Here is a 13489-nt window from a genome sequence, read left to right as displayed (position 1 = left end):
GGATCAGCTCAGTGCTTGCGTGTGGCCGTCCACCACGAGCTCCTGGCCCGTGACGCTGGCGGCCAGGTCGCTCGCGGCGAACAGCACCATGTTCGCGATGTCCGTGGCCGTCACCATGCGGCCCAGCGCGGCCTGCGCGGTGTAGGCGCGCGTCACTTCGTCGAGCGGCTTGCCCAGCGCCTCGGCCTTGGCGGCGATCACGGCGCGGATGCGCGGACCGTCGACCGCGCCCGGCAGGATCGCGTTGACGCGGATGCCGTCGGCCCCGAGCTCGAGTGCCAGCGTTTTCGTGAAGCCGATGACGGCCCACTTCGAGGCGGAGTAGGGCGAGCGCCCCGGCATGCCCAGGTGCCCGGCGGCCGAGGACAGGTTGATGATGGCGGGCAGGCGGCCCTTGCGCAGCCGCGGCACGGCCAGCCGCACGCAGAGGAACTGGCCGGTGACGTTGACGGCCATCGTGCGCTCCCAGTCGGCGAGCGAGACGGTCTCGACCGGGCCGGTGGGGCCGGCCACGCCGGCGTTGTTCACCAGCACGTCGAGGCCACCGAGTTCGCGGTCGACGGCCTCGAAGAGGCGGGCCACGTCGTCCTCGTTGGAAACGTCGGCGATGCAGCGGCCCACCTCGGGCAGTTCACGCGCCAGCTGGTCGAGGCTGGCAGCCTGCACGTCGCAGACGAAGACCTTGGCGCCCGCTGCGGCGAAGCTGCGCACGATGTCCAGGCCGATGCCGTTGGCACCGGCGGTGACGAGCACGCGCCGGCCGGCGAGGGAGTTGTTGTTCCACATGCTGAAGAGATCCTTGAGGTCGATTTTTGGAATGACGGGGATCGTATATCTGTGATCACAGATAATTCATAGGGAATACCCCGGCCATATACTTCGACGCATGAGCCTCACCGATCTCGTCACCCCCCTGAAGCGCCAGACGCTCAGCGCCAACGTCTACGACCAGTTGCGCGACCTCGTGATGAGCGGGCAGATGATGCCGGGCGAGCAGATTTCATTGCGCAGCGCGGCCGAGGCGCTGGGCGTGAGCGTGATGCCGGTGCGCGAGGCGATGCAGCGCCTGGTGGCCGAGCAGGCGCTCGAACTCACGCCCAGCCGCACCTTGCGCGTGCCCCGGATGACGGCGGCGCAGTTCAAGGAAATCACCACCATCCGCACCAACCTCGAAGGCTTGGCCACGGAAGTGGCGGCCTCGGCGTCGGGCGCGGTGGCGCTGCGCGACATCACGCGCTGGCACGACGAGTTCGCGGCCGAGATGAATGCGGCGAGCCCGGACGGCTCGAAGCTCGTCACCTTCAACAAGGAGTTCCACTTCGCGGTCTACGCCGCCGCCGACATGCCGGTGTTGTTGCAGATGATCGAGGCGCTGTGGCTGCGCATCGGCCCCATCCTCAACTACGACCTGCGGGCCGGCTCGCGCCGCGTGGGGGACAAGGTGGCGATGTCGCACCATGCGGCGCTGCTGGCCGCGCTGAAGCGCCGCGACGGCGCCAAGGCCCGTGCCGCGCTGCAGGGCGACATCGAAAGCGCCGCGGAATTCATCCTGTCGACGGGCGTACTGGTGTCCGATGGCACGCTGCCGCCGCAGAACGCCGCGCCGGCGGCGAAGAAGGCGCGCAGCGCGGCGGGCACCGCGCGCTGACGGTCAGAGCGTCGGGTCCTGCCCCGGCGCCGCGCTGCGCACCGCCAGCGTCTGCAGCCGCGCATAGAGTCCGTCGCGCGCCATGAGCTGTTCGTGGCTGCCTTGCTCGGCGATGCGGCCTTGCTCCATCACGATGATGCGGTCGGCGTGCTGGATGGTCGACAGGCGGTGCGCCACGATCAGCGTGGTGCGGCCTTGCATCAGGCGCTGCAGGGCGTCCTGCACCAGCCGTTCCGATTCGGTGTCCAGCGCCGATGTGGCTTCGTCGAGCAGCAGCACGGGCGCGTTCTTGTACAGCGCGCGGGCAATCGCCAGCCGCTGGCGCTGGCCGCCCGACAGCTGCGTGGCGTTGTGGCCCAGCACAGTGTCGATGCCCTGCGGCAGGGTTTCGACGTGCGTGCTCAGGTTGGCCGCCTCGAGGCAGGACTGCACGCGCGCGATGTCGATGTCGCCGCCCAGCGCCACGTTGGCGGCGAGTGTGTCGTTGAGCATCACCACGTCCTGGCTCACCATCGCGAACTGGGCGCGCAGGCTCTTGAGCTGCCACTCGCTGGTGTCGTGGCCGTCGAGCAGCACCTGGCCGCCGCTGGGCTGCACGAAACGCGGCAGCAGGTTGACCAGCGTGGTCTTGCCCGAGCCCGAGGGGCCGACGAAGGCCACCACCTGGCCTGGCTCGATGACGAGGTTCACGCCGTCGAGCGCGCGTTGTTCGTCGTCGCCGCGGTAGCTGACCTGCACGTTGCGCAGCTCGATGTGGCCTTGGGCGTGCGCGATGCTGAAGGCGCCCTGCGATTCGGGCGCGACCTCGTCGATGAGGATCAAGCCGCGCTCCAGCGCTGCGAGGCCGCGCGTGATCGGCCCGGCCACTTCTGCGAGGCGGCGGATCGGCGCGATCAGCATCAGCATGGCCGTGATGTAGGCGACGAAGCCGCCCACCGTGAAGCCCTGCTTGCCGCTTTGCCACAGCGCGATCATCACCACCACCGACAGCGCCAGCGAAGCCATCATCTGCGTCAGCGGCGTGGTGGCGGCCTGGGCGATGGTCGATTTCACGGCCAGGCGGTTCAGGCGCTGGCTCAGTTGTTCGAAGCGGCGCTCCTGCGCCTGCTCGGCGCCGTGCAGGCGTACCACGCGGTGGGCCAGCACGTTTTCCTCGACCACGTAGGCCAGCTCGTCGGTGGCTTGCTGGCCTTGCTGCGTGAGCTTGTACAGGCGCTTGGAGAACACCTTCATGATCCAGGAGATGCTGGGCACCAGGAAGGCGACGATGAGCGTGAGCTTCCAGTTCAGGTAGACCAGGTAGCCCAGCAGCGCGATGAGCGTGAAGCCGTCGCGCGACAGCCCGAGCAGCGCCTGCACCAGCAGCATGGCGCCGGTCTGCACCTCGTACACCACCGTGTTCGACAGCGCGCTGGCCGACTGCCGCGCGAACAGCGCCAGCTCGGCGCCGAGCAGTCGCTCGAACAGCACGCGGCGCAGCTTCTGCATGCCTTCGTTGGCGATGCGCGAGAGCGCGTACTGCGAAATGAATTGCGCGATGCCGCGCACAGCGAACAGCAGCAGCACGGCGGCCGGAATGAACCACAGCGGCATTTCGCCGCGCGTGAAGCCCCGGTCGAGCAGCGGCTTGAGCAGGGCGGCCATGAGCGGCTCGGTGAGCGCGGCCAGCAGGGCGCCGATCAGCCCCACGGCCCACCATTGGCGCGAACTGCCGAACCAGGTCATGAGTCGCGCCAGCCGGCGCATGAGGGGAGGGCGGGCGCTCTCGCTGCCGGGGGATGCTTGCATATGGCGGCGGATTTTACGGGGCGGCTCCGACCGCCTTTTTGAAGGGCTGTAGGACCATTTCGCCGGATAAACGTTTTGTGACGGCGGGTTCAACCCAGTGTGTAACATGTGGCCCGTGAAACGCCGGGGAGAAACTTTTTACCCGGAAACCTCTCCGAACCGCATGAACAAGCCGTTGCCAGATCTTTCCCCAACTCCTTCTTCATCGTTGATTGCACGCCGCAGCCTCATCGCGGCCCTTGCTGCCTCTCCCATGCTTCCCGCCATGGCCCAGTTCCGGGTCGAGGTGTCGGGCGTGGGGCTGACGCAGTTGCCGATCGCGCTCGTGCCTTTCCGGGGGCAGGACGCCTCGCCCCAGAAGATTTCCGACATCGTCCAGGCCGACCTCGAACGCAGCGGCCAGTTCCGCGGCGTCGATGCCTCGGGCCAGGCGCTGGACGAGTCCTCGCGCCCCGACCTCGCCCTGTGGCGCCAGCGCACCGCCGACTCGCTCGTGGTGGGCAGCGTGAGCCGGCTGGGCGACGGCCGCTACGACGTGCGCTTCCGCCTGTGGGACGTCGTGAAAGACCGCGACCTCGGCGGCCAGAGCTACACCGTGCCGCAGGGCGACCTGCGCCTTGCCGCTCACCGCATCGCCGACTACGTGTACGAGAAGCTGACCGGCGAGAAGGGCATCTTCTCGACCCGCATCGCCTACGTCACCAAGGGTGGCAGCCGCTACTCGCTGTGGGTGGCCGACGCCGACGGCGAGAACGCGCAGGCTGCGCTTGCCAGCCCCGAGCCGATCATCTCGCCCTGCTGGTCGTCCAACGGCCAGCAGCTGGCGTATGTGTCCTTCGAGTCGCGCAAGCCCGTGGTCTACGTGCACAACGTGGCCAGTGGCCAGCGCCGGCTGCTCGCCAACTTCAAGGGCTCCAACAGCGCCCCGGCCTGGGCACCCGACGGCGGCTCGCTGGCCGTCACGCTCAGCCGCGACGGCGGCTCGCAGCTGTACACCATCCCGGCCAGCGGCGGCGAACCGCGCCGCCTGACCCAGAGCTCGAGCATCGACACCGAGCCCGTGTACTCGGCCGACGGCAGCACGATCTACTTCGTGAGCGACCGCGGCGGCGCGCCCCAGATCTACAAGATGAGCTCCAGCGGTGGCAACCCGACGCGGGTCACCTTCAGCGGCACCTACAACATTTCTCCATCTGTCAGCGGCGATGGCCGGTGGTTGGCCTACATCTCGCGGGTCGGCGGTGCGTTCAAACTCCACGTGATGGAGTTGGCCAGCGGCAATGTCGCCGCGATCACCGACACCACGGCCGACGAGAGCCCGAGCTTCGCACCCAACAGCAAGCTGATCGTCTATGCCACGCACCTGCAGGGCCGCGAGGCGCTCATGACGACCACGCTGGACGGAAAGATCAAGGCCCGCCTCGCGGGCCAGGCGGGAGACATCCGTGAACCGGACTGGGGTCCGTTTCAGAAGCAATAAGCATTGACCAGATAAATTTACTTGAGGAGTTCGCAAATGTTGAAACGTACGATCTATTCGCTCGCCATCGTGGCGCTCATCGCCGGTTGCTCGTCGGGCACCAAGCTCAACGAAACGCCGGTCACCGACCGCAGCGGCACGGCCGGCGGCCAGCAAGGCGGCGCAACCGCCGTGGCCCCGGTGACCATCGACCCGAACGCCAACACGGCGCAAGGTCCGGTCGGCGTGGCACGCATCGTGTACTTCGACTACGACAGCTACACGGTCAAGCCCGAGTTCCAGTCGGTGATCGACGGCCATGCGCGCTTCCTCAAGGGCGCCACGCAACGTCGCATCTCGATCGAAGGCCACACCGACGAGCGCGGCGGCCGCGAGTACAACCTGGCCCTCGGCCAGAAGCGTTCCGAAGCCGTGCGCCGTGCGCTCACGCTGCTGGGCGTGAACGACAGCCAGATCGAAGCCGTGAGCTTCGGCAAGGAAAAGCCCGCAGCCCAAGGCTCGGGCGAAGAAGTTTGGGCGCAGAACCGCCGCGCTGAAATCCGCTACACCCGGTGATGCAACCACGTGCCCTGTGGCGAGGCGCGGCCCTCGCCGCCGCCTTGCTCTGCGCGTCGGCCGGCTCGCAGGCTGCGCTGTTCGAGGACGACGAGGCGCGCCGCGCCATCCTCGACCTGCGCCAGCGCGTCGAAGCCATGCGCCAGCAGACCGACCAGCGCCTGGCCGACGAGAACGGCCAGCTGCGTCGCAGCCTGCTCGACCTGCAAAGCCAGATCGAGCAGATGCGCGGCGAACTGGCACGCATGACCGGCCAGAACGAGCAGCTCACGCGCACGCTGAGCGAAATGCAGTCGCGCCAGACCACGATCGACGACAAGCTCAAGCAGAACGAGCCTTCCAAGGTCTCGATCGACGGCCGCGAGTTCAACGCCGATCCGAAGGAAAAGGCCGACTTCGAAGCAGCCCTGGGCGTCTTCCGCTCGGGCCAGTTCGCACAGGCCCAGACCGCCTTCGCCGAGTTCGTGAAGCGCTATCCGCAAAGCGGCTACAACGCGTCCGCGCTGTTCTGGCTCGGCAATGCGCAGTACGCCACGCGCAACTACAACGAAGCCATCGCCAATTTCCGCTCGATGCTCTCGCTCGCGCCCGACCACGCCAAGGCGCCCGAAGCCGTGCTGTCGATCGCGAACTGCCAGATCGAACTGAAGGACACGCGCGCCGCACGCCGCACGCTGGAAGACCTGACCAAGGCCTACCCGCAGTCGGAAGCCGCACAGGCGGGCCGCGAGCGTCTGTCGCGCCTGCGTTGATGCAATGACCGTTTCAGCGGAGCTTTCCGCTTGAGCGCTTCAACCGAAGCCTCCTCGCTCCCCATGGCCGCCGCGGATGTCCTCACCGACACCGCGGCGCCTGACTTTGCGCGCCGCTTCGGCGGCCTCGAGCGCCTGTACGGCGTGGCCGGTGCCGCGCGCATCCGCCACGCGCATGTGCTGGTCGTCGGCATCGGCGGCGTGGGTTCGTGGGCGGTGGAGGCGCTGGCGCGTAGCGGGGTGGGGCGCCTGACGCTCATCGACCTCGACCACGTGTCGGAGTCGAACATCAATCGCCAGATCCACGCGCTCGACTCGACCGTCGGGCAGGCCAAGGTCGAGGCCATGCGCGAGCGCATCGCGCAGATCAACCCCGACTGCCAGGTGCTCGCCATCGACGAGTTCGTCGAGCCCGACAACTGGGCTTCGCTGCTCGAGACCGCACAGGCCGCCCACGGGCCGGTGCACGCGGTCATCGATGCCTGCGACCAGGTGAAGGCCAAGCTCGCCATGGCCGCCTGGGCACGCACCGTGTCGCGCAGCACCGCGTTCATCACGGTCGGTGCGGCGGGCGGCAAGCGGCAGGCGCACAAGGTCGACATCGACGACCTGTCGCTCGTCACCCACGACCCGTTGCTGGCCCAGCTTCGCCAGCGGCTGCGCAAGCTGCACGGCGCGCCGCGCGAAGGCCGAAAGATCGGCCTGGCCTGCGTGTTCAGCCGCGAGAGCGTGGCACCGCCCGACGCGTCCTGCCAGATCGATGCGGGCGACGGTTCGCTCAACTGCCACGGCTACGGATCGGTGGTCAGCGTGACCGCCACCTTCGGTCAATGTGCTGCAGGGTGGGTGCTCGACGAAATTGCGAGAAACACCACGCTATAATCCAAGGCTTTGCTGGATTCAACGTCGGCAAGAAGCAAGAAAAATGGTTCCGGGACGTTAGCTCAGTTGGTAGAGCAGCGGACTTTTAATCCGTTGGTCACTGGTTCGAATCCAGTACGTCCTACCACCGAGCCATGCGAAATACGAAAAGCCAGCTGTCACCCGACAGCTGGCTTTTTTCTTGGGTCCGACGCCAGGACCGCGTCAGGACGCCGGCTGTTGCCTGAGGCGCTTGAGCAGCTCGCGGCCCACCCCAAGCGCAGACGCCGGGTTCTGCCCGGTGATGAGCTCGCGGTCCATCACCACGTTCGGCGTGAACGGCGCCTGGTTGCTGCTGTAGGCGCCGCCGGCCTGCTGCAGCGCGGTCTGCGGATAGAACTTCATCGTGCCGCCCTGCAGCGCCGCCTTGGCAAGCTCCTCTTCCTGGTTGCTGATCACGGTCATGCGGTAGCCGGCGTAGATCCAGTCGGGGCGTTGCTCGACCGTGCCGCCCGCCGCGAGCCGGTTCGTGAAGCCCTGTGCGTCGGGCAAGGTCGAGAGCAGTGCGATCGGGCCGTGGCACACGAGGGCCGTGGTCTTGTGGCGTGCATGAAAGTCCGCGAGCAGCCGGCCCAGCGCGGGGCTGGCCAACAGGTCCTGCATGGGCGCATGGCCGCCCGGCACGTAGACGGCATCGAAGCGGGCGTAGCCGATCTGCGCCACGCGCGACAGGCTGATCACCGGCGAGTCCGTGCGCGAGGTGAGCTTCAATTTGTCGAGCAGCGCCTTGTGCTGCTTGAGGGCGGCTTCGTCGCCATCGAAATACATCTTGTCGACCGACGATGCGTCCACGGTGGGCGCGTTGCCCAGGGGCGTGGCGAAGGTCAGCTGGTGACCGGCGTCGAGCAGCAGCTTCACCGGCTGCATCAGCTCGTTCAGATAGAAGCCGGTGGCGAAGACCTTGCCGTCCTTCAGGTCGAGGCGGTCGGCATCCGAGAGCACGACCAGCACGTTGGCAGCCTGCGCGCCGAGAGCGGCCAGGCCGAGGGTCGCGATGGCGGCGAGTTTAGGGAGAGCGTTCATGGACGTTCTTTCCCTTCAGTTCTGGCGCAGCAGCAGTTCGCGCATCGCCGCGCCGACGCCGGCTGCCGACTGCGGGTTCTGCCCCGTGACGAGCCGCCCGTCGACCACGACCTGTGCCGTCCAGTCGGGCGCCGGATGGTGGTGCGCGCCGCGTTGCACGAGCGTGGTGGCGAGCAGGAAGGGCACGGTCTGCGCGAGGCCGACGGCGCGTTCTTCGTCGTCGGTGAAGGCGCTGAGGTTCTTGCCCGCGACCAGGTAGGCGCCGTTGCCGAGCGTCACGTTGACCAGCGCTGCGGGGCCGTGGCACACCGCGCCCACCACGCCGCCCGCTTCGTAGACCTCGCGGGTCACGCGCGCCGCGTCGGGGCTGGCCGGAAAGTCCCACATCGCGCCGTGCCCGCCGGCAAAGAAGATCGCGCTGTACTTCGACGCATCGACATCGCCCAGGCGCTGCGTGTGGCGCAGGGCCTCGCGAAAGGCGCTGTCGTTCCAGTAGCGCGCATTGACCGCATCGCCGAGGTCCAGGCCATCGACCGGCGGCTCACCGCCCTGGATGGACGCGAGTTCGAACGCAATGCCGGCCGCCTCGAGCTCGGCCAGCGGGTGGGTCAGTTCGCCGAGGTAGAAGCCCGTCGGCTCGCCGCCGGTGGCGCCCTTGGTGCCATGGCTGGTGAGCACCATGAGCACGGGGCGGATCGACGGGGCGGTGGTGGTGGAAGTCATCTGTAGCTCCTGGAGAAAAGGGAAGAGGCCGGGCCATGCGGCCCTTGAGATCGAATGTATTGATTGCCCCGTCGGCGATAAACTGGCCAGTCAGGAAAACATTTGTTCTTCAGGAGACAAGATGAGCCGCCGATTCGATCACCTCGGGGATGTGGAAACCTTCGTCACCGTGGTCGAGAAGGGCTCCATGACGGCCGGCGCCGTGGCGCTGGCGACGACGCCCTCGGTGCTCAGCCGCGCGATCACGCGCCTGGAGGCGCGGCTGGGCGTGCAGCTGCTGCGCCGCACGACGCGGCGCCTGAGCCTCACCGAGCAGGGGCGGCTGTACCTGGAGCAGTCGCGTGCGGCCTTCGCGCTCATCGACGATGCCGAGCGCGCGATGCAGGGGCAGGGCGACGAGCTGACGGGCAGCGTGCGCCTGAGCGTGCCCACCACCTACGCCCATCACCGGCTGCCGGCGCTGTTGCAGCCTTTCTGCACCCTCCACCCGCAGGTGCGCGTCGAGCTGAACATCACCAACCGCAACGTCGACCTCGTGGCCGAGGGCTACGACCTCGCGATCCGCATGGGTCCGCTGCCCGACAGCGGCCTGGTCGGGCGCAAGCTCGAGGACGCGCCGATGTGCCTGCTGGCCGCGCCGGACTACATCGCGCGCGCAGGCATGCCGGCGCGCATCGGCGACCTCGCGCAGCACGCTTGCCTGCCTTTCGTGATGCCCAGCACCGGCCGCGTGGCGCCGTGGATTCTTCAGGAGGACGGGCGCGACGTGGACTGGACGCCGCACGGCAGCCTCCAGGTGTCGGACGATGTGCTGGGCGTGGTTGCGCTCGCGCTGAGCGGGCTCGGGATCTGCCAGACCTACGACTTCATCGCGCGCCCGCTGTTCGCGCAGGGCCGCGCGGTGGAGGTGCTGGCGCCGGCGTGCGGGCGTTCGCGGCCGGTGTCGGTGATCTATGCGCCGCACCGGCGGCTGTCGTCCGCCTCGCGCGCCCTGATCGATGCGTTGGCCGGCGCGCCGGCCTGACGCGGTGCGCGGGGCTCAGCGGTCGAACGCGGCCTGCAGCTCGGCCTTGCTCGTGACGCCGCGGTGCAGCTGGAGCATCAGCAGCAGGCGTGCCTTCTGCGGGCTCAGGTCGCCCGCCATCACGGCGCCGGCCTCGTCGCTGGTCTTGCCGCCACCCACGAAGCCGTAGACCGGGCGCGTGCGGCCGTTGTGCACGCGCGTGGAGACGACCACCGGCACGCCCTTGGACAGCGCGTACTTGAGCGCCTCGAACATCGAGACGTTCATGTTGCCCATGCCCACCGCCTGCACCACGATGCCCTTGGCACCCTGGTCGACGGCGTAGCGCATCAGCGAGCCGTCGGCGCCGCCGAACATGGCGACGATTTCCACGCGCGGCATCTCGGCGCTGCCGATGTCGATGTGCTGGCGGCGCAGCGGCGCGCGCGTGAAGACGACCTTGTCGTCCCACACCTCGCCCAGGAAGCCGAAGTCACCCGAATTGAAGGTCTCGACGTTGGCGGTGTGCGTCTTGGTGACGTTGCGTGCCGCGTTGATCTGGTTGTTCATCGCCAGCATCACGCCCTTGCCGCGCGCGTCGGGCGTGGTGGCGATGCGGATGGCGTTGAGCAGGTTGCGCGGGCCGTCGAAGTCGGGCGACGAGGCATTGCGCTGCGCGCCGATGAGGATCACCGGCTTGTCGGACTTGACGGTCAGGTCCAGCCAGTAGGCCGTTTCTTCCATGGTGTCGGTGCCGTGCGCAATGACCACGCCGGCCACCTCGGGGCGCGCGAGCGCGTCGTCGACCGCCTTGGTCAGGCGCGTCCACCATTTCGCCTCGATGTAGTTGGACGACATGGCCGAGAAGTTGTTGACCTCGATGGTGGCGTACTTGCCGGCATCGGGCACCGTCTGCATCAGGTCGTCGCCCGAGATCGCGGGCACCACGCCCTTGGTGACGGGGTCGATCTTCATCGCGATGGTGCCGCCCGTGGCGATGAACTGCACGACGGGTCGCGCCTGCGTTTGCGCCTGCGCCGACGTGGCCACGGCCGCCAGGCCGATCGTCGCGAGTGCCAGTGTCCTCTTCAGTGTCTTCATGGGTTTCCTTGGCGGTGTGAGGGTGCGCGCCGATGCTACGCGACGGCTGCGCCACACCGTGGACGCCAAGGAAGATGTGCCCCATCAGGCACGCAGGCAGGGCTACGCCGGGGCGTGCCAGTCTTGCGTGGTCTGCGGCGAGAGGTTCACGGCGCCTTCGTGGCAGGGCTGAACCTCCAGGGGGTCGCACGGGCTGCTGATCTGGCGCCCGTCGAACTTGATGCGGATGTGCGAATTGCTCGCGCCGGCGACGGTGCCGAGCCGGCCGCCGCAGATGACGCGGGCTCCTCTTTCGAAGCTGACGCCGTAGCGTTCGCGGATGTCCCTGAGGCTCATGTGATTCCCTTTGTTCCCTGTGCTGACAGTGAACGAATCGTCTCTTGGGCCCGCGTGGTACTGCGTAGGTCGCATTCCGTTACACCGTGTAGGAAAAAAGAGGGGTTGACGGAAGGCGGACGCCTTGGGGGCGCTAGCGCGCAGAAATGAAAAAGCCCTCGCGAGGAGGGCTTTTGTCGGAATGTGGTCGTGAACTCTTACGCGGTCCACGCTACGGCAAAGATTCGTTTGCGGAAGTCATTGTTGTTTTTCTCGTCGCTATGACTTCGACGCGCTGGTATGAGATTCAGCTTGCCTGGCCAGGCAAATGCCCGATCATTTCGGGCAACCGCGAATTATATACCAGAAAGAATCGACCCCATCAAAAGCCTCTGCCCGGCGCGCAGTGGTGCAGGCAAAAAAACAGCCCGCACGAGGGCGGGCTGGAAGGTGACTTGCTGGAGGAGGGAGGATCAGAGGTGCAAGCCACCGGGAGAAACCTCACTGTGCCCAGCGAATCTGTACGCAACCTGACCTCGCGAAAAGAGGCCCTTTGGGCCTTCAGTCTTCGTCTTCCCACTTGCCGATCACGGTGCCCAGCACGGTGAAGGGCACACGCACGGCCTCGTGCGCGGGGTTCAGCGGCAGCAGCCAGCGGCGGCCCGCGTCTTCCTTGTAGACCTTGAGGGTGACTTCGCCGCGAATGTCGTCGTCGAGCTTGGCGACCACGCGCTCGCCGTCGTCGGGCGTGGTGTGCTGCGGGTCGACGAAGACGATCGATCCGGCCGGGTAGCTCTTCAGGTGCCCGTGCGGCGAGGTCATGCTGTCGCCGCGCACGCGCAGCGCGTAGGTGCCGGCGCTGTGGTGCGCGATGCAGGGAATCCAGCGTTCGGCCAGCGTGGGCCGGGGCGGCGATTCGGCGCCGCGCCATTCGCCGGCCTGCTCCCACGAGATCAGCGGCACGGTGCCGGGCGTCTGCGGCGCGAAGGCCGGGCCGATGGGCGCGATGCGGGTGACGCGGTAGGGGCCGGGCGGCTCGTGGGCGTTGTCGCGTGCCAGGCGGATCTGCACCTCGTCCCACGGGGCGGGGCCGTCGCCGGTGTCGAGCCAGTTGGGGTCGGCGCGGTAGGCGCGTGCCAGGGCGAGCACGCTCATCGACCGGCTGGTGTCGCCACGCTCGATCTTCGAGATGCTCGACTGCTTGACGCCCGAAGCGGCCTCGGCCTGCTTCTGCGTCATCTTGGCGAATTTGCGTGCGGCCAGGGCACGTGAAGCAATAGTCTCCATGGGGTGGAGATTCAAGCGCAGATGAATATTCGTATTGGACTCTAAAATAGGAAAAAAAGGGAGGATCGATATGAAGCCACGCGAATTGGTGCAGGCGCTGCGGGCGCTCGGATTGACGCAAAAGCAGATCCAGGAACGCACGGGCATTCCGCAGCCCACGGTCAGCAAGATCGGGCTGGGGCGGGTGAGCGACGTGATGTCGCGCCACTACGTCGCGCTGCTGGCCGCCTACGAGCAGCGCATGAAGGAAGAGGCGCTGCGGCCGGCCCCGCACTACGGGCCGCCGCCAGCCGGCGACTGAGCCGGCAACTGGGCCGGCGACTGACCCGGAGATGGCCGGATCAGGCCGGCTTGAGCCGTTCGGCGGGCTCGGGCGGCGTCAGGGCCAGCGTGGTGCTCACGCGCACGCAGTCCTTGATGTGCTGTTCGCCCAGCGCGCGCAGCGCGGCATAGCCGAGCGCGGCCGACACCACCTGCCCGGCGATGGGCACGTACTTGGTGGCCTGCTTGGCGGTGAGGCGGATGCCGGCGTGGCGGGCCAGCTTCATGAGCAGCTCGCGCGTGACGAGCCGTCCCACGAGCAGGGCGCCGAGCGTGGTCGCGGCCTTCTGGATGCGCTCGCGCTGGTGCGGCGCGAGCTTTTCGACCTGGGTGACCGAGAGGCCGAACTCGGCGCTGATCTGCGGCACGAGGCGCGAGAGCAGCGCCGCGTCGGCCATCCAGTCGACCCCGGGCAGCGGCACGGCGCTGGCGGCGGCGGCCATGAGGGCCTTGCGGCCGATCAGGCGTCGGCTGCGGTGGATGGCCGCGATGAGTTTTTCATCGCCCCGGGCGAGTTCGATCGAAGAAGGCATGCAGCGTGGCTCCTTGGCGGGTTCCCTGAGCGTGCCATG

At 67.8% G+C, this 13489-nt stretch carries 15 protein-coding genes and 1 tRNA gene; 8 read left to right on the top strand and 8 right to left on the bottom strand.

Annotated elements, in window-relative coordinates; translation table 11 throughout:
• Window positions 1-3: 3 nt before the first annotated feature.
• A complete protein-coding gene (locus AC1RGU_RS11040) occupies window positions 4-786 on the bottom strand; it encodes an SDR family oxidoreductase (protein ID WP_159271698.1) in 783 nt (260 codons plus the stop codon).
• A 100-nt stretch (window positions 787-886) separates the two neighbouring features.
• On the opposite strand from AC1RGU_RS11040, the gene AC1RGU_RS11035 reads away from it, so the two are divergent.
• Window positions 887-1648, top strand: coding sequence for a GntR family transcriptional regulator (locus tag AC1RGU_RS11035; RefSeq protein WP_159271699.1), 762 nt, complete (start codon window positions 887-889; stop codon window positions 1646-1648).
• A gap of 3 nt (window positions 1649-1651) precedes the next feature.
• Here the strand turns inward: AC1RGU_RS11035 and msbA are convergent, their stop codons facing one another.
• Complete coding sequence (gene msbA, locus AC1RGU_RS11030) at window positions 1652-3436, bottom strand: lipid A export permease/ATP-binding protein MsbA (protein ID WP_159271700.1); 1785 nt, start codon at window positions 3434-3436, stop codon at window positions 1652-1654.
• A gap of 163 nt (window positions 3437-3599) precedes the next feature.
• Between msbA and tolB the strand changes: the two genes are divergently transcribed.
• The 5 genes from tolB to AC1RGU_RS11005 all read left to right on the top strand — a co-directional run bounded on the left by tolB (window position 3600) and on the right by AC1RGU_RS11005 (window position 7232).
• Window positions 3600-4916 (top strand): Tol-Pal system beta propeller repeat protein TolB, encoded by a 1317-nt coding sequence (gene tolB, locus AC1RGU_RS11025; protein ID WP_492696419.1) that lies wholly within the window; start codon window positions 3600-3602, stop codon window positions 4914-4916.
• A 36-nt stretch (window positions 4917-4952) separates the two neighbouring features.
• Window positions 4953-5471: a peptidoglycan-associated lipoprotein Pal gene (pal, locus tag AC1RGU_RS11020; RefSeq protein WP_062470142.1), complete on the top strand. Its 519-nt coding sequence runs from the start codon at window positions 4953-4955 to the stop codon at window positions 5469-5471.
• Complete coding sequence (ybgF, locus tag AC1RGU_RS11015) at window positions 5471-6223, top strand: tol-pal system protein YbgF (RefSeq protein WP_095745430.1); 753 nt, start codon at window positions 5471-5473, stop codon at window positions 6221-6223. The genes pal and ybgF overlap by 1 nt, the downstream gene beginning before the upstream one ends.
• Before the next feature lie 63 nt (window positions 6224-6286).
• Window positions 6287-7105 (top strand): tRNA threonylcarbamoyladenosine dehydratase, encoded by an 819-nt coding sequence (locus tag AC1RGU_RS11010; protein WP_235926844.1) that lies wholly within the window; start codon window positions 6287-6289, stop codon window positions 7103-7105.
• A 51-nt stretch (window positions 7106-7156) separates the two neighbouring features.
• Window positions 7157-7232, top strand: a tRNA-Lys gene (locus AC1RGU_RS11005).
• Between the two features lie 77 nt (window positions 7233-7309).
• Here the strand turns inward: AC1RGU_RS11005 and AC1RGU_RS11000 are convergent.
• Complete coding sequence (locus AC1RGU_RS11000; protein ID WP_492696418.1) at window positions 7310-8167, bottom strand: type 1 glutamine amidotransferase domain-containing protein; 858 nt, start codon at window positions 8165-8167, stop codon at window positions 7310-7312.
• A 15-nt stretch (window positions 8168-8182) separates the two neighbouring features.
• A complete protein-coding gene (locus AC1RGU_RS10995; RefSeq protein WP_492696417.1) occupies window positions 8183-8890 on the bottom strand; it encodes a type 1 glutamine amidotransferase domain-containing protein in 708 nt (235 codons plus the stop codon).
• Window positions 8891-9011: 121 nt separating this feature from the next.
• On the opposite strand from AC1RGU_RS10995, the gene AC1RGU_RS10990 reads away from it, so the two are divergent.
• Window positions 9012-9914: a LysR family transcriptional regulator gene (locus AC1RGU_RS10990; protein WP_492696416.1), complete on the top strand. Its 903-nt coding sequence runs from the start codon at window positions 9012-9014 to the stop codon at window positions 9912-9914.
• Between the two features lie 15 nt (window positions 9915-9929).
• On the opposite strand, the gene AC1RGU_RS10985 is transcribed toward AC1RGU_RS10990, so the two are convergent.
• From AC1RGU_RS10985 to AC1RGU_RS10975, 3 genes are all read right to left on the bottom strand, one after another.
• On the bottom strand, window positions 9930-10994 hold the full coding sequence (locus tag AC1RGU_RS10985) for an asparaginase (protein WP_492696415.1): 1065 nt from the start codon (window positions 10992-10994) through the stop codon (window positions 9930-9932).
• Between the two features lie 102 nt (window positions 10995-11096).
• Window positions 11097-11330, bottom strand: a complete 234-nt coding sequence (locus tag AC1RGU_RS10980; RefSeq protein ID WP_070060799.1) for a hypothetical protein — start codon at window positions 11328-11330, stop codon at window positions 11097-11099.
• A gap of 540 nt (window positions 11331-11870) precedes the next feature.
• Window positions 11871-12596 carry a helix-turn-helix domain-containing protein gene (locus AC1RGU_RS10975; protein WP_492696414.1) on the bottom strand — a complete coding sequence of 242 codons (726 nt, stop codon included), beginning with the start codon at window positions 12594-12596 and terminating at the stop codon, window positions 11871-11873.
• 70 nt (window positions 12597-12666) lie between these two features.
• Between AC1RGU_RS10975 and AC1RGU_RS10970 the strand changes: the two genes are divergently transcribed.
• The gene (locus AC1RGU_RS10970) at window positions 12667-12897 is read left to right on the top strand and encodes a helix-turn-helix domain-containing protein (protein WP_062470169.1); all 231 of its coding nucleotides are present in this window, start codon (window positions 12667-12669) and stop codon (window positions 12895-12897) included.
• A gap of 40 nt (window positions 12898-12937) precedes the next feature.
• On the opposite strand, the gene AC1RGU_RS10965 is transcribed toward AC1RGU_RS10970, so the two are convergent.
• Window positions 12938-13450: a hypothetical protein gene (locus AC1RGU_RS10965; RefSeq protein ID WP_139701662.1), complete on the bottom strand. Its 513-nt coding sequence runs from the start codon at window positions 13448-13450 to the stop codon at window positions 12938-12940.
• Window positions 13451-13489: the final 39 nt, after the last annotated feature.

The sequence above is a fragment of the Variovorax sp. GW823-FHT02B07 genome, from assembly GCF_058797695.1.
The sequence above is the reverse complement of the archived record's forward strand: the minus strand, read 5'-3'. Positions and strand labels throughout refer to the sequence as shown.